11 protein-coding genes are annotated in these 15286 nt (G+C 71.0%); 4 read left to right on the top strand and 7 right to left on the bottom strand.

Going from position 1 to position 15286, the window contains the following annotated elements; genetic code table 11:
* Positions 1-143: 143 nt before the first annotated feature.
* Positions 144-2294, bottom strand: coding sequence for a serine/threonine-protein kinase (locus QF030_RS25655; RefSeq protein ID WP_307167690.1), 2151 nt, complete (start codon positions 2292-2294; stop codon positions 144-146).
* Between the two features lie 252 nt (positions 2295-2546).
* Between QF030_RS25655 and QF030_RS25650 the strand changes: the two genes are divergently transcribed.
* Positions 2547-3590, top strand: coding sequence for a serine hydrolase domain-containing protein (locus QF030_RS25650; RefSeq protein ID WP_307164961.1), 1044 nt, complete (start codon positions 2547-2549; stop codon positions 3588-3590).
* Positions 3591-3943: 353 nt separating this feature from the next.
* On the opposite strand, the gene QF030_RS25645 is transcribed toward QF030_RS25650, so the two are convergent.
* Positions 3944-5650, bottom strand: a complete 1707-nt coding sequence (locus QF030_RS25645; RefSeq protein WP_307164960.1) for a glycerol-3-phosphate dehydrogenase/oxidase — start codon at positions 5648-5650, stop codon at positions 3944-3946.
* 356 nt (positions 5651-6006) lie between these two features.
* Here QF030_RS25645 and QF030_RS25640 point away from each other — a divergent pair, with 356 nt between their 5' ends.
* A complete protein-coding gene (locus QF030_RS25640; RefSeq protein ID WP_307164959.1) occupies positions 6007-7215 on the top strand; it encodes a nucleotide sugar dehydrogenase in 1209 nt (402 codons plus the stop codon).
* A gap of 650 nt (positions 7216-7865) precedes the next feature.
* Here the strand turns inward: QF030_RS25640 and QF030_RS25635 are convergent.
* The 4 genes from QF030_RS25635 to QF030_RS25620 all read right to left on the bottom strand — a co-directional run bounded on the left by QF030_RS25635 (position 7866) and on the right by QF030_RS25620 (position 12439).
* Positions 7866-8990, bottom strand: a complete 1125-nt coding sequence (locus tag QF030_RS25635) for a GuaB3 family IMP dehydrogenase-related protein (protein WP_307164958.1) — start codon at positions 8988-8990, stop codon at positions 7866-7868.
* Positions 8991-9118: 128 nt separating this feature from the next.
* Complete coding sequence (gene guaB, locus QF030_RS25630; protein WP_307164957.1) at positions 9119-10624, bottom strand: IMP dehydrogenase; 1506 nt, start codon at positions 10622-10624, stop codon at positions 9119-9121.
* 164 nt (positions 10625-10788) lie between these two features.
* Positions 10789-11376 carry a sigma-70 family RNA polymerase sigma factor gene (locus QF030_RS25625; protein WP_028807228.1) on the bottom strand — a complete coding sequence of 196 codons (588 nt, stop codon included), beginning with the start codon at positions 11374-11376 and terminating at the stop codon, positions 10789-10791.
* A 451-nt stretch (positions 11377-11827) separates the two neighbouring features.
* Positions 11828-12439, bottom strand: coding sequence for a response regulator transcription factor (locus QF030_RS25620; RefSeq protein WP_003948568.1), 612 nt, complete (start codon positions 12437-12439; stop codon positions 11828-11830).
* A gap of 379 nt (positions 12440-12818) precedes the next feature.
* Between QF030_RS25620 and QF030_RS25615 the strand changes: the two genes are divergently transcribed.
* On the top strand, positions 12819-13148 hold the full coding sequence (locus QF030_RS25615; RefSeq protein ID WP_307164956.1) for a WhiB family transcriptional regulator: 330 nt from the start codon (positions 12819-12821) through the stop codon (positions 13146-13148).
* A gap of 229 nt (positions 13149-13377) precedes the next feature.
* Here QF030_RS25615 and QF030_RS25610 read toward each other — a convergent pair whose 3' ends face one another.
* Positions 13378-14313, bottom strand: coding sequence for a LysR family transcriptional regulator (locus tag QF030_RS25610; protein WP_307164955.1), 936 nt, complete (start codon positions 14311-14313; stop codon positions 13378-13380).
* Positions 14314-14393: 80 nt separating this feature from the next.
* Between QF030_RS25610 and QF030_RS25605 the strand changes: the two genes are divergently transcribed.
* A complete protein-coding gene (locus QF030_RS25605; protein WP_307164954.1) occupies positions 14394-15092 on the top strand; it encodes an MOSC domain-containing protein in 699 nt (232 codons plus the stop codon).
* Positions 15093-15286: the final 194 nt, after the last annotated feature.

Here is a 15286-nt window from a genome sequence, read left to right as displayed (position 1 = left end):
CGTTCGCGTTGCGTGCCGTTACAGCCGTATCCGGCCGTATAGCTGGATGCGTACGGTCCGCAAGCACTCACGATACGTGCCGGAGGCAACCCGCAAAGAGGGGATGCCAGATCTCACGCCCGAACACGGCTGCCCGGCGGCCACTACTTCTTGGGCGTGAAGGTGTCCGTCAGCGTCGTCCAGGTCGTCTGCCGCAGGTCGGTACCCCAGGCGGCGGACTTCGCCGTGTACATCAACGCGTACCCGAGAGAGTCGTCGACGACGAACCCGCGGTCGATGGTGCGGTACGCCGTCCCGCTCTCCGTGTAGGTGAAATCCCAGTCGGCCGTGTTCCAGCCGCGGTAGTCCACCGCCTCTATTCGGATCTTCTTGTACTGGGAGCGCGTCATGTAGCGCTCCTGGCTCTTCCAGTCGGCGACCGGGTCACCCTTGGGCGTGGTCGTCCAGGCGACGAGAAGTTTCTGTCCGTCGGGTCCGGTGAAGCGGTCGCCCGCGGAGTCCGAGGACCGGTACTTCCACCCCGCGGGCAGTCCGATCGAGTACCCCTGACCGCCCTGGTACGTCGTCGACGCCCGGGCGTCCCCCGAAGCGGTGACGCCGGATCCGGCGCCCCCGGCCGCGGAGGTCTCGCCCGACGTGGAACCGGAGGACGCGGCGGGCGCGGAGGCCTTCGCGGACGACGATCCGTCCGTACGGGTCCCGTCGTCCTCGTCCTCCTTGGTGTCGGCGCCGGTGCTCTCGGTGGCCGCCGCCCGGGAAGCACCGCCGTCCTTCGCACCGCCAGCGGTGTCGTCGCCTCCGCCGAGGGTGAGGGCCAGCACGGTACCGAGCACCGCGAGCACCACGACCACGGCGATGATCACCAGCGTCCGCTTGGGCACCACATCGGTCAGCGGCGCCCTGGGCACGTGCCGCGGCGGCAGATCCGGCGGCGTCATGACGGGCCATCCGGAACTCCGCGCACCGGAACCGGAACCGGAACGTGCCGCCGGTACGGACGCGGACGATGACGCGGACGACGCGGTCGACTGCGCCGCACCGGACGCCGGCCGGACGGCCGGACCCGAAGCCGGCCCGGTCGACGGGGCCGTGGCCGGACCCGTCGTGACCCGGGAGGCCGGGGCCGCAGGCGCGGCGGCGGACGGCGCGGAAGCCCCGGTACCCCGGGCCGCACCACCCTTACGCGTCTCGCTCTGCCGCGTCTCGGTCGCGCCCACGGAACCGGAAGCGCTCGTGCCGCTCGCCGACTTGGCGCGGGCCGCGGCCGCCGAGGTCGCGGCGCCCGCCGCCACGGCGGCCTTGCGCACGGACCGGAACGCGCCGCGCAGCTTCTCGCCCGCCTCCGCGCCCGCCGAACTCCCCTTGCTCCCGGCGCCGGCGCCCGGCAGCGCCGGCAACGGCACGACCTTCGTCGCGTCCGCCGGCTCGGCGTACCGCGGCTCGGGCGCGTGCAGCACCGCGTTGAACATCGCCCGCGCGCCGGCGTCGTCGAGCCGCCGTGCGGGATCCTTGGTGAGCAGGCCGTAGATGACGTCCCGCAGCGGACCCGCGTTCTTCGGCTCCTCCAGCTGCTCGGTCATCACCGCGGTGAGCGTGGCGATCGCCGAGCCCTTGTCGTACGGGGGCGAGCCCTCGACCGCCGCGTACAGCAAACCGCCGAGCGACCACAGGTCGGCCGCCGGACCCGGCTTGTGACCGCGGGCCCGCTCCGGGGAGATGTACGACGGAGCGCCGACGAGCATGCCGGTGGAGGTGATCGACGGGTCGCCCTCGACCTGCGCGATTCCGAAGTCGGTGAGGACGACCCGGCCGTCCTCGGCGATCAGCACGTTCGACGGCTTCACGTCCCGGTGCAGGATGCCCTCGCGGTGCGCCGAACGCAGCACGTCGAGGATGGCCAGCCCGACCTCCGCCGCACGCTTCGGCTCCAGCACTCCGTCCTCACGGATGACCTCGGCGAGCGACTTGCCCTCGACGAGCTCCATCACGATCCACGGCCGGTCGTCCTCCTCGACCACGTCGAAGACGGTCACCGCGCTGTTGTTGCGGATCCGCGCGATGGCCTTGGCCTCGCGCAGCGTCCGGGTGATCAGCCGGCGCTTCTCGTCCTCGTCGATGTTCCCGGGGAACCGCAGCTCCTTGACGGCGACCGTGCGTGCGAGGGTCTCGTCCTCGGCGCGCCACACCGTCCCCATGCCGCCGCGGCCGAGTACATCTCCCAGCCGGTACCGCCCGGCGAGGAGACGTGCGCTCTTGTCCTGACGGGATACTCCCGCCCGCTCCGCCTCCGACATGCGTCCCCTCATGCAACCCGCCCTGACAGAGCCTCCATTGTCCCCCACCCGACAAGTGCCCGACGCCCAGGGTGCCCCTGATGCGCTCCCGACCGCACTCAGGAGCGGTGCATTCCGGCCAGAAGGTGCAGCACGCTCCGGCCACGGAGCCCCACGAGCCCCTTTCGCGGGGCGGGGACCCGATGAAGTCGGGCGCGACCGGCCCTGGATGATGAGCCTGCCGGGGGAGGAGCGAAGAAGGGAGAAGCCGTGATGCGACCGCTTCGGAGCATGGTGGCCGTACCCGTGGCCCTCGCGCTCCTCGGCCTGTTCGCGACCAGTTCGCCCGCTGCTCCCGCACCGCCCACGGACTCCCTGCTCCCGCTGCTCCTCACCCGCGGCATGGCGCCCGCCGCCGCCCTGCTGGCCCGTGAGGAGGGCGGCACCCGCTACGCGGAGGCGGGCCCGGGCCTCTCCCGCTCCGACCATTTCCGGGCCGGCAGCATCACGAAGACCTTCCTCGCGACCGTCGTGCTCCAACTGGCCGCCGAGCACCGGCTGTCGCTGTCCGACACGGTGGAGTCGCACCTGCCGGGCCTGGTGCGCGGGGCGGGCAACGACGGGCGCGCGCTGACCCTGCGTTCCCTGCTCACCCACACCAGTGGCCTGTACGACTTCACGCGGGACACCGAGGGCGCCGTCCCCGTCCTCCCGATGCAAGCCGTCGGTATCGCTGTCACCCACCCTCCTGCCGACCGAGGCCGATTCGCCTACTCCAACACCAACTACGTCCTGCTCGGCCTGGTGGTCGAGCAGGTCACCGGCCGCTCGTACGCCACGGAGGCGGAACGGCGGATCATCCTTCCCCTGCGTCTGACGGGCACCTCCTTCCCCGGCTCCCGCACCTCTCTGCCCTCCCCGCACGGCCGCGCCTACGACCCGGACGGGACCGACGTCACCGATCTCGACCCGCGGGTGGCCGGGGCCGCGGGTGAGCTGGTGACCACGCTCAACGATCTGGACCGCTTCTACGCGGCGCTGCTCGGCGGCGAGCTGCTGCCCCCGCGCCGGCTGCGCGAGATGCTCGACACCCGTACCGCACACGGCTCGTACGGCATGGGCCTGTTCCCCGCGAAGCTCCCGTGCGGCGTCACGGTGTGGGGACACAACGGCCGGATCTCCGGAAGCTACGTGCGCAGCGCGGCCACCGTCGACGGTCGGCGTGTCCTCACCTTCCGGGTGAACACGACGGCGATAGCAGACCCCGCCCTCGAACCGGCCCTGCTCGCCGCCGAGTTCTGCCCTCGCAATCCGTAGAACGAGCCGATGCCGAACGGAGATCCCGGATCACCACACCCGTTCGAGTGAATCGCCACCCGGAGAACCGCCCCGCCCGGGCCGGAAGCCCGGCAGGTGGGGAGAGTTCAGGGGCAGAGGGGCAGAGGGGCAGAGGGGCAGAGGGGCAGACGGCCGTCCGGCCGGACGGCCGGAGAGCCAGACGGCCGGAGAGCCAGACGGCCGGAGGACCAGACCGCCGGAGAACCAGACCGCCGGAGAACCAGACCGCCGGAGAACCAGACCGCCGGAGAACCAGACCGCCGGAGAACCAGACCGCCGGAGAACCAGACCGCCGGAGGACCAGACCGCCGGAGGGTCAGACGGCCGGAGGGTCACAGGGGCACGATGTCCGGCGCTCCGAGGCGTGCCGCGTCCGCGGTCAGGTCGTCGGGCTGGCGCTGCGACTCCCGCTCGGCCTCCACCCGCTTCTCGTAGTGCTGGACCTCGCGCTCGATCTGGTCCTTGTCCCAGCCTAGGACCGGCGCCAGCAGCTCGGCCGCCTCCCGGGCGCTGCGCGTACCGCGGTCGAAGGTCTCGATGGAGATGCGGGTGCGGCGGGTCAGCACGTCGTCCAGGTGCCGTGCTCCCTCGTGGGAGGCGGCATAGACGATCTCGGCGCGCAGGTAGTCGTCGGCGGCCTGGAGCGGCTCGCCCAGCGTCGGGTCGTCAACGATGAGGTCCAGTACCTCCTCCGCCATCGCCCCGAAACGGTTCAGCAGATGCTCCACCCGCACCACGTGCAGGCCGGTCCGCGCGGCGATCCGCGCCCGCGCGTTCCACAGCGCCCGGTAGCCCTCCGCGCCGATCAGCGGCACGTCCTCCGTGACGCAGTCGGCCACCCGCTGGTCCAGCCCGCGCACCGCCTCGTCGACCGCGTCCTTCGCCATCACCCGGTACGTCGTGTACTTGCCGCCCGCGACGACCACCAGTCCCGGTACCGGATGCGCGACGGTGTGCTCCCGCGACAGCTTGCTGGTGGCGTCGGACTCGCCGGCCAGCAGCGGCCGGAGCCCGGCGTACACGCCCTCGACGTCGTCGCGGGACAGCGGCACCCGCAGGACCGAGTTCACATGCTCCAGCAGATAGTCGATGTCCGCGCTGGAGGCCGCCGGGTGGGCCTTGTCGAGGTCCCAGTCGGTGTCGGTGGTGCCGATGATCCAGTGTCGGCCCCACGGGATGACGAAGAGCACGGACTTCTCGGTGCGCAGGATGAGCCCGGTGGAGGAGCTGATCCGGTCCCTCGGCACGACGAGGTGGATGCCCTTGGACGCGCGGACGTGGAACTGCCCGCGCTCCCCCACCATCGCCTGGGTGTCGTCGGTCCACACACCCGTGGCGTTGACGACCTGCCGGGCGCGGATCTCGTACTCCCCGCCGCCCTCGGCGTCCTGCACCCGAGCGCCCACGACGCGTTCACCCTCACGCAGGAAACCCGTCACCCGCGCGCGGTTGGCCACCTTCGCCCCGTAGGCCGCGGCCGTGCGCACGAGCGTGGCGACGAAGCGGGCGTCGTCCATCTGGGCGTCGTAGTACTGCAACGCGCCGATCAGCGCGTCCTTCTTCAGGGCCGGGGCGACCCGCAGGGCGTGGCGGCGGGTCAGGTGGCGGTGCGTCGGCAGGCCCCGGCCGTGCCCGCGGGCCATGGACATCGCGTCGTAGAGCGCGACGCCCGAACCGGCGTAGAGCCGTTCCCAGCCCTTGTGCTGGAGCGGATACAAGAAGGGCACGGGTTTGACGAGGTGCGGAGCGAGTCGCTCCAGCAGCAGTCCGCGCTCCTTCAGCGCCTCCCGTACGAGCGCGAAGTCGAGCATCTCCAGATAGCGCAGGCCACCGTGGATCAGTTTGCTGGACCTGCTCGACGTGCCCGACGCCCAGTCGCGCGCCTCGACCAGCCCCGTGGACAGGCCGCGGGTCACGGCGTCCAGGGCGGTGCCCGCGCCGACCACACCGGCGCCCACCACCAGCACGTCCAGCTCCCGCTCGGCCATGGCTGCCAGTGACTCGGCTCGCTGTGTCGGCCCCAGTGTCGCTGTCCTCACCACTGCCTCCCGCTGTCGATCGCGCCGACCGCGCCCTCAGGGCGAGATCCGGTTCGTATCCCCCATGCCCAAATTCTGACCGCGTTGCCCGGCTTCAGCCACTACTCACCCCCAGCCTGTGGACAACTTCCACGGAACCTGGACCGGCCCTCCGGAAATCACGACGGAGGACACACCCGGTAACGGCCGGCCCGCACACCGCTCCGGCAGGCCCGACCGACACAACCGGCCAACACAACCGATCAATCCCGCATAACGGTCATATTTACTCCTAGTCTGACATTGCGCTCGCCCACTCTGTCCACCGGGCTTGCGCACCTGTCCCACCTCGGTTACTGGGAAGGACGGCATACGCCATGCCCGCAGATCTCGCCGTCATCGGACTCGGCCCGTTCGGCCTGCCCCTGGCCCAGGCCGCCGTGGCCGCCGGAATTTCGACCATCGGCTACCGCACCGGCCCCGAGGCCGGCTCCCTCAGTCCCGCCGAACTGCGCCGGATGCTCTCGGGAGGCTTCCGGCCCGCCACCAACCCCGCAGAGCTGGGGCGGGTGCGCACCGCCGTCATCTGTGCCCCCACCCCACGCGACGCGGACGGCGGACTCGATCTGAGCCAGCTCGAGGTGGCCGCCCGCACCCTCGCCGGACACCTGCGGCCGCACACCACCGTGATCCTCGAGTCGCCCGTGTACCCCGGGGCCACGGAGGAATTCCTGCGGCCGTTGCTGGAGGAGACCTCCGGCCTTCGCGCGGGCCGCGACTTCCACCTCGCCTACTCCCCCAGCCGGGTCGACCCCGGCAGCCGCGCCTTCAACCCCGCGAACACCCCGAAGGTGATCGGCGGCCTCACCCCGGCCTGCACCGAGTCCGCCGCCGCCTTCTACGGCCGTCTCACCGACAAGGTGGTACGCGCGCGTGGCCTGCGGGAAGCCGAGACCGTGCAGCTGCTGGAGACCAACTTCCGGCACGTCAACATCGCCCTCGTCAACGAGATGGCCGTCCTCTGTCACGACCTGGGCGTAGACCTGTGGGACGTCGTCCGCTGCGCGGAGACCAAGCCCTTCGGCTTCGAGGCCTTCCGCCCCGGCCCCGGCGTCGGCGGCCACTCCGTCCCCCTGGACCGCACCGGCCACCCCGGCAGCCCGCTGCGCATGGTCGAACTGGCCCAGCAGGTCAACAGCCGCATGCCCCGCTACGTCGTCCAGCGCGCCGCCGCCCTCCTCAACGAGCACGGCAAGTCGGCCCGGGGCGCACGCGTGCTGCTGCTCGGCGTCACCTACAAGCCGGACCTCGCCGACCAGCAGAACACCCCCGCGCGTGAGATCGCGATCCGCCTGATGGAGCTCGGCGCCGCCGTCAGCTACAACGACCCGCACGTCCCGTCCTGGAGCGTCCTGGACCGACCGGTGCCCCGCGCCGACTCTCTCTACGAGGCCGCCGCCGACGCCGATCTGACAATCCTCCTCCAGCAGCACCGGACGTACGACCTCCAAGGCCTGTCGGTGAAGGCACAGCTGCTGCTGGACACGCGGGGTGCCACTCCTACGGGGGCGGCGCACCGGTTGTGAGACGGGGCGCACGCGGCCACCCCGGGCTCCGGGGGCTGATGGCGTACGGCACGGCCCGCCGGTAACGTACAAACAGGTGGAGCCCACCGCAGCGGTCACTGCGGCAGGCTCCAGGATGGATCACGGAGTGTCCGCCCCTACTGTGTATGGGGGCGGCCGCTCACCATCCGAACAGGTGGAGCCCACCGCAGGGGCTACTGCGGCAGGCTCCAGGATGGATCACGGAGTGTCCGCCCCTAGTGTGTATGGGGGCGGCCGCTCACCATCCGAAAGACGCAAGATCCACCTCCTCCGGCACCGCACCGTCCGAAGACGGAGTCGGTCCCAGCGGGTGGGCTTGCGGTGACGTCCCACGGGCGCCCCCTTCCACGACGCCGTCATGACCCGGTGAACGGCACGTTCGGGAACTCGGGCCGGGCCCCGAGGGCCGGGGTCCGGAACCATGTCCTTGGAAGGGGGCACCCCACACAACTGGGGCGCCGACCCGGACGCTATCGCCCGCGAGCCCCCTGACCAGCCCGGTTCCGCCCCGGACGCAACCGGGCGCCCCCGTCCACGCCACACGCCCCGCCGCGTCCGGGCATGCGAAAGGGGCCGGTCATCTCACCGAGTGAGTGACCGGCCCCTGCCGACGTCCTACCGAAAAGCGCCTACTTCCGGTGCACGGAGTCCGCGACCGTCACCTCGACGCGCTGGAACTCCTTCAGCTCGCTGTAGCCGGTGGTGGCCATGGCGCGGCGCAGGGCGCCGAAGAGGTTCATCGAGCCGTCGGGCGAGTGGGACGGGCCCGTGAGGACCTCCTCGATGGTGCCGACCGTGCCGAGGTCGACCTTCTGCCCACGCGGCAGCTCCTCGTTGACGGCCTCCATGCCCCAGTGGTGGCCGCGGCCCGGCGCGTCGGTCGCGCGCGCGAGCGGCGAGCCCATCATCACCGAGTCGGCGCCGCAGGCGATCGCCTTGGCCAGGTCGCCGGACCAGCCGACGCCGCCGTCCGCGATCACGTGCACGTACCGGCCGCCGGACTCGTCCATGTAGTCACGGCGGGCCGCCGCCACGTCCGCGACGGCCGTCGCCATCGGGACCTGGATGCCCAGCACGTTGCGCGTGGTGTGCGCCGCGCCGCCGCCGAAGCCGACCAGGACGCCCGCCGCGCCCGTGCGCATCAGGTGCAGGGCCGCCGTGTAGGTGGCACAGCCGCCGACGATCACAGGGACGTCGAGCTCGTAGATGAACTGCTTCAGGTTCAGCGGCTCGTGCGAGCCGGAGACGTGCTCCGCCGACACGGTCGTGCCGCGGATGACGAAGATGTCCACGCCCGCGTCCACGACGGCCTTGGAGAACTGGACCGTGCGCTGCGGGGAGAGCGCGGCCGCGGTGACCACGCCCGAGTCGCGCACCTCCTTGATGCGCTGCCCGATCAGCTCCTCCTTGATGGGAGCCGCGTAGATCTCCTGGAGGCGACGGGTCGCGGTCTCCGCGTCCAGTTCGACGATCTCGTCGAGCAGCGGCTGCGGGTCCTCGTGCCGGGTCCACAGACCCTCGAGGTTGAGGACGCCGAGGCCGCCCAGCTCGCCGATGCGGATGGCGGTGGCCGGGGAGACGACCGAGTCCATGGGGGCGGCCAGGAAGGGCAGCTCGAACCGGTAGGCGTCGATCTGCCAGGCGATCGAGACCTCCTTCGGGTCCCGCGTACGGCGGCTGGGGACGACGGCGATGTCGTCGAAGGCGTACGCCCGGCGGCCGCGCTTGCCGCGCCCGATCTCGATCTCAGTCACGTGTGTGGCCTTTCCCTGATGCGTTGCAGCGTGTTCCAGTATCGCCGACGGGTACGACAAGGGCGGCCCCGGAGTCTCCCGGAGCCGCCCTCGGTACGCCCGACGCACGCTTCACGCGCGCGTAAGGGTCACTTACGGCTGTAGTTCGGCGCCTCGACCGTCATCTGGATGTCGTGCGGGTGGCTCTCCTTCAGGCCCGCGGAGGTGATCCGGACGAAGCGGCCGTTGTCCTGAAGCTCCGGCACCGTCCGGCCGCCGACGTAGAACATCGACTGGCGCAGACCGCCGACCAGCTGGTGGACGACGGAGGACAGCGGGCCTCGGTAGGGCACCTGTCCTTCGATGCCCTCGGGGATGAGCTGCTCGTCGGAGGCGACGCCCTCCTGGAAGTAGCGGTCCTTGGAGAACGACTTGCGCTCGCCGCGGGTCTGCATGGCGCCCAGGGACCCCATGCCACGGTACGACTTGAACTGCTTGCCGTTGATGAACAGCAGCTCGCCCGGCGACTCCTCGCAGCCGGCGAGCAGCGAGCCGAGCATCACCGTGTCGGCGCCCGCCACCAGGGCCTTGGCGATGTCACCGGAGTACTGCAGGCCGCCGTCGCCGATGACCGGGACACCGGCCTCCTTGGCGGCGAGCGCGGCCTCGTAGATGGCGGTGACCTGCGGGACACCGATGCCGGCGACCACACGGGTGGTACAGATGGAGCCGGGACCGACGCCGACCTTGATGGCGTCGGCGCCCGCGTCCACGAGGGACTTGGCGCCGTCACGGGTGGCGATGTTGCCGCCGATCACGTCCACCCGCGTGTGGTTCGACTTGATCTTGGCGATCATGTCGCCGACGAGCCGCGAGTGACCGTGGGCGGTGTCCACGACGATGAAGTCGACGCCGCGCTCGATCAGGGCCTGGGCCCGCTCGAAGGAGTCACCGGCGACGCCGACGGCCGCGCCGACCAGGAGTCGGCCCTCGGAGTCCTTCGCGGCGTGCGGGTACTTCTCCGCCTTGACGAAGTCCTTGACCGTGATGAGGCCCTTGAGGACGCCCTCGTCGTCGACGAGCGGAAGCTTCTCGATCTTGTGCCTGCGCAGCAGCTCCATGGCCTCGACGCCGGAGATGCCGACCTTGCCGGTGACCAGCGGCATCGGCGTCATGACCTCGTGCACACGACGCGTACGGTCGGTCTCGAAGGCGATGTCGCGGTTCGTGACGATGCCGAGCAGCCGCTTGTTCCCGTCGGTGACCGGGACGCCGCTGATGCGGAACTTGCCGCACAGCGCGTCGGCCTCGGCGAGCGTGGCCTCCGGGTGGATGGTGATCGGGTCGGTCACCATGCCGGACTCGGAGCGCTTCACGAGGTCGACCTGGTTCGCCTGGTCCTCGATCGAGAGATTGCGGTGCAGAACACCGACGCCGCCCTGGCGGGCCATCGCGATCGCCATACGCGATTCGGTGACCTTGTCCATGGCGGCGGACAGCAGCGGGATGTTCACCCGCACGTTCTTGGAGACGTACGAGGCGGTGTCGATCTCGTCGGGAGCCATGTCCGACGGGCCCGGCAGCAGCAGCACGTCGTCGTAGGTGAGCCCGAGGGTCGCGAATTTTCCGGGCACTCCGTCGACGTTGGCAGTCATGACACCTTCCCCAAATGGCCTTGATCGGTGCGGATGTCCATGCTAACGGGAAGCGCACCTCCCGAATTCCACGGTCGGACGTGACTACGGGCTTCGTAGGTTCGTACGGAAACGGTCGGCGCCCCGTTCACCGGCGCCCGTTCCGAAGGGATTGCTACGGACCGCTACTGCTCGGCGAGCGCCCGCAGTCTGCTCAGCGCCCGGTGCTGGGCCACGCGGACCGCGCCGGGTGACATTCCCAACATCTGGCCGGTCTCCTCGGCGGTGAGGCCCACGGCGATGCGCAGCAGAAGCAGTTCCCGCTGGTTCTCGGGCAGGTTGGCCATCAGCTTCTTGGCCCATTCGGCGTCGCTGCTGAGCAGGGCGCGTTCCTCGGGGCCGAGTGAGTCGTCCGGCCGTTCGGGCATCTCGTCGGAGGGGACGGCCGTCGAGCCCGGATGGCGCATCGCGGCGCGCTGGAGGTCGGCGACCTTGTGCGCGGCGATGGCGAAGACGAAGGCCTCGAAGGGCCTGCCGGTGTCCCGGTAGCGGGGCAGGGCGAGGAGAACCGCGACGCAGACCTCCTGGGCGAGGTCCTCGACGAAGTGGCGCGCGTCGCCGGGCAGGCGGGACAGCCGGGTGCGGCAGTACCGAAGTGCCAGGGGGTGGACATGGGCCAGCAGGTCGTGGGTGGCCTGCTCGTCGCCGTCCACGGCGCGATGGACGAGCGAACCGATCGTCCCCACGGCAGTGACCGCCTCGTCATCGCGCATCGGTCCATGGTGCACTGCGGCCGGACCGGCCGCGGCACCGTGCCCGTCGTTGTGCACCGAAGCGTTATGAGCAGGTGCGCCGGAAGCCATCCCCTGCGCCCTCCCCTCCCGCTCGACCGACTCGTCCCCGAGGAACTCCACACCTCAAGGATGCGGCATCCGCGACGAAACGAGCAGCGGGCACCCTGCGAGAGGCTGTACCGCTCCGGTCCGCCGTGCGGTGGAAGGGGTCCTCGTCCGGCCCTCGCACCGCGTCTGAGCAGGGAGTTCGGTCCATGACCCCGCTCCCCTCGGTGAATGACGGATGTCACCCGAACCCGGTCGGATCCACCGGACGGCCGGGGCCCGTCCCGCTTCGGACCGACCCGGGCCCCGTCCCGCTCCGACCGCTCCGAGCCCGACGGACGGGCGAGGAAGACGGACGGCGGGGACGGACGCGTGGGAGCGACCCCTAGCGGACCAGTCCCCAGCGGAAGCCGAGCGCCACCGCGTGCGCGCGGTCCGAGGCGCCGAGCTTCTTGAAGAGCCGGCGGGCGTGTGTCTTGACGGTGTCCTCGGAGAGGAACAGCTCACGGCCGATCTCCGCGTTGGAGCGGCCGTGGCTCATCCCCTCGAGGACCTGGATCTCACGCGCGGTGAGCGTGGGCGCCGCGCCCATCTCGGCCGAGCGCAGCCGGCGCGGGGCGAGCCGCCAGGTCGGGTCGGCGAGCGCCTGCGTGACGGTCGCCCGCAGTTCCGCGCGCGAGGCGTCCTTGTGCAGATAGCCGCGGGCGCCGGCGGCGACCGCGAGAGCGACACCGTCGAGATCCTCCGCGACGGTCAGCATGATGATGCGTGCTCCGGGGTCGGCGGACAGCAGCCGCCGCACGGTCTCGACGCCGCCCAGTCCGGGCATGCGTACGTCCATCAGAATCAGGTCCGAGCGGTCGGCACCCCAGCGGCGGAGGACTTCCTCGCCGTTGGCCGCCGTCGTCACGCGCTCGACGCCGGGCACGGTCGCGACCGCGCGGCGGAGCGCCTCTCGGGCAAGCGGGGAGTCGTCGCAGACGAGGACGGAAGTCATGGCCGCCCTCCGCAGCTGATGCGCGTCACCTTGTGCCTCCAGGCTGTTACGAATCGTCACCTGTGCGGTCGACCGTCTCGGACGCCTGCCCGAGCGTTTGTGTTTTCAACCGCCACCGCACTCTCAACGACGGTCACTCGAAAGAGTTACGGGGCCGCATGCATTCTTCGGCACTCTACGTGAGGGGGCGGATACGGAGGAGGCAACCACACGGACCCTCAAGCTTTCATCACAAGCGATGCCCCATTCGGCCCCATTTCTTCCCTTTTGCTGGTGTCTGAGGCTAGATTCGCAATGAGTCATATTTTCATCTCCTTAGATCGTAGTTGTACGGTCGTGGGCACCGTATCCGCTTTGAACGGCTACAAGGGGTCACGCAATGGCAGATTTCTCCCGCCTTCCCGGACCGAACGCGGACCTGTGGGACTGGCAGCTCCTGGCCGCCTGCCGCGGGGTGGACAGTTCGCTCTTCTTCCATCCGGAGGGTGAGCGCGGGGCGGCTCGGAGCGCTCGAGAGAACTCGGCCAAGGAGGTCTGCATGAGGTGCCCGGTCCGCGCGCAGTGCGCGGCGCACGCGCTGGCGGTACGCGAGCCCTACGGCGTCTGGGGCGGGTTGACCGAGGACGAGCGCGAGGAGCTGATGGGCCGGGCGCGCAATCGCCTGGTGTCGGCGTCGTCGGGCGCGAGAGACACTTCATCGAACACATGAAGGAACGTTTCTCCAAAACGCCCTGAAGCAGCGGTCCGGAAAACGGCGGGCACACGTGCGTGTGCCCGCCGTTGGCCGTTTCGGCTGAAGGCCTGCGGAGCCGAGGCGAGGGCTTGAAAGCCTGCGGTGCTGCATCCCTGTGGCGCTGGGGTGCTGCGATCCTGGGGCACTGCGGTGCTGCGGCCCTATCGCGCTGGGTGCTGCGGTGCGTGTGCTGTGTCTGCTGCCGTCAGCCGACGCGCGCCGCCGCCCTGCACAGTTGCTCCAGCGTGGCCGACACCGCCGGCACCTGGGCCAGGTCCGGCAGGGTGAGCGCGACGATCTCCCGCCGCACCGCCGGTTCCAGGGCCACCGCGCGGACACCGCGTGGCCGTACGGACTCGATCGCGAGCTGGGGCAGCACGGCGACACCGAGGCCCGCGCCCACCAGACCGACCACGGCCGGATAGTCATCGGTCGCGAAGTCGATGCGGGGTGTGAAGCCCGCACTCTCGCACACCTGGATCAGCTGACCGCGGCAGCGCGGACAGCCGGCGATCCACGGCTCGGCGGCGAGGTCGGCGATGGCGACGGCCTCCGAGGGCTCCGTGCGCGCGAGGCGGTGCCGTTCGGGGACGAGGGCGACCAGCCGGTCCGTCAGCAGCGGCCGGACGACCAGGTCGTCCCATTCGCCCTCGCCGGCCTGCGCGGCGTCGCCGGTGCCCGTCGCGCGTTCGTAGCGGAAGGCGAGGGCGATGTCGCAGTCGCCCTCACGGAGCAGCTCGACCGACTTCGGCGGCTCGGCCTCCTCCAGGGATACCCGGGTGCCGGGGTGAGCCGCGCGCAGGGCGGCGAGGGCGGTGGGGACGAGGGTGGAGCTGCCGCTGGGGAAGGAGACCAGACGGACCCGGCCGGCGCGCAGTCCCGCGATGGCGGCGACCTCCTCCTCGGCGGCGGTCAGTCCGGACAGGATGCCCGCCGCGTGCCGGACGAGGGCCTCACCCGCCTGCGTCAGGCGCATCTCGCGTCCGGTGCGGATCAGCAGAGGTGTGCCGACGGACGCCTCGAGGGCCTTCATCTGCTGGCTGACGGCCGGCTGGGTGCAGCCCAGTTCGCGCCCGGCCGCCGAGAAGGAACCGGTGGCGGCCACGGCACGCAGGACGCGGAGATGACGGGCCTCGATCATTCACCGAGCATAAGGGAACCTTGGACAGCCGCGCGAATAATGCGTCGACACTTTGACCCGCGGTCTCGTACCGTGCCGCTATGAGGCTTCTGTCTGTCAATCTGGGCCGCCCGAAGGCCGTCCCGTACACCGACCAGCCGCAGGGGCTGACCGGCATCGACAAACGGCCGGTCGAGGGACCCGTGCGGGTGGCGGCGCCCGGCCCCAAGGGGGTCGGGGCCAGTGGCGTGGCCGGGGACACCGTGTGCCACCTGCGCCATCACGGCGGCGACGACCAGGCGGTGTACGCCGTCGCGCGCGAGGACCTCGACGACTGGGAGCGCGAGCTGGGGCGCGCGCTGGCCAACGGCGCGTTCGGCGAGAACCTCACCACCACGGGTCTCGACGTCTCCGGAGCGCGGATCGGCGAGCGCTGGCGGATCGGTCCGGACGTGGTGCTGGAGGTGACCGCCGGGCGGATACCGTGCCTCACCTTCCAGGGCCACATGGGTGAGAAGCGCTGGGTCAGGAGGTTCACCGAGAAGGCGGCCACGGGCGCGTATCTGCGGGTGATCGCGCCGGGCGAGATCCGCGCGGGGGACGAGGTGCGGATCGTCCACCTTCCGGAGCACGAGGTGACGGCCCGGATGGAGTTCCAGGCCTCCACCACGCACCGGGAACTGCTGCCCCGGCTGCTCGCGGCGGGCGAGGCACTGCACCCGGAGGCGCTGGCGGCGGCCCGGAGCTATGTCGAGAAGTACGGAGTGCCCTCCGGGGACAGGGGCGGCGACAGTTCCTGAGGACAGGGCTGCGGGCGGGGCCCGGAACCGTGGCCGCGCCCGCAGCCCCGGCGAGGAACGGGTCCGGGGACAGGGTCGGGGCCAAGTCCGCTGCCGGGTCTGTGGTCTGAGTTCGCGTCAGCTCGGCGGCGTGGTTCGGCGGGGCGCAGGACGGAGCACGGGGGTGGCGTGCGCGGGCATGCGCACGAACCCTT

Origin of the sequence: Streptomyces rishiriensis (genome assembly GCF_030815485.1) — a bacterium.
Classification (GTDB): domain Bacteria; phylum Actinomycetota; class Actinomycetes; order Streptomycetales; family Streptomycetaceae; genus Streptomyces; species Streptomyces rishiriensis_A.
This window is presented reverse-complemented; position numbering and strand designations above follow the sequence as displayed.

What these genes read in the sequence shown, in the direction of transcription:
- QF030_RS25655 (WP_307167690.1), bottom strand. Translation starts at nt 2,294, where the DNA reads ATGTCGGAGGCGGAGCGGGCGGGAGTATCCCGTCAGGACAAGAGCGCA.
- QF030_RS25625 (WP_028807228.1), bottom strand. Translation starts at nt 11,376, where the DNA reads ATGCGCGATGACGAGGCGGTCACTGCCGTGGGGACGATCGGTTCGCTC.
- QF030_RS25610 (WP_307164955.1), bottom strand. Translation starts at nt 14,313, where the DNA reads ATGATCGAGGCCCGTCATCTCCGCGTCCTGCGTGCCGTGGCCGCCACC.
- QF030_RS25620 (WP_003948568.1), bottom strand. Translation starts at nt 12,439, where the DNA reads ATGACTTCCGTCCTCGTCTGCGACGACTCCCCGCTTGCCCGAGAGGCG.
- QF030_RS25615 (WP_307164956.1), top strand. Translation starts at nt 12,819, where the DNA reads ATGGCAGATTTCTCCCGCCTTCCCGGACCGAACGCGGACCTGTGGGAC.
- guaB (WP_307164957.1), bottom strand. Translation starts at nt 10,624, where the DNA reads ATGACTGCCAACGTCGACGGAGTGCCCGGAAAATTCGCGACCCTCGGG.
- QF030_RS25650 (WP_307164961.1), top strand. Translation starts at nt 2,547, where the DNA reads ATGCGACCGCTTCGGAGCATGGTGGCCGTACCCGTGGCCCTCGCGCTC.
- QF030_RS25640 (WP_307164959.1), top strand. Translation starts at nt 6,007, where the DNA reads ATGCCCGCAGATCTCGCCGTCATCGGACTCGGCCCGTTCGGCCTGCCC.
- QF030_RS25605 (WP_307164954.1), top strand. Translation starts at nt 14,394, where the DNA reads ATGAGGCTTCTGTCTGTCAATCTGGGCCGCCCGAAGGCCGTCCCGTAC.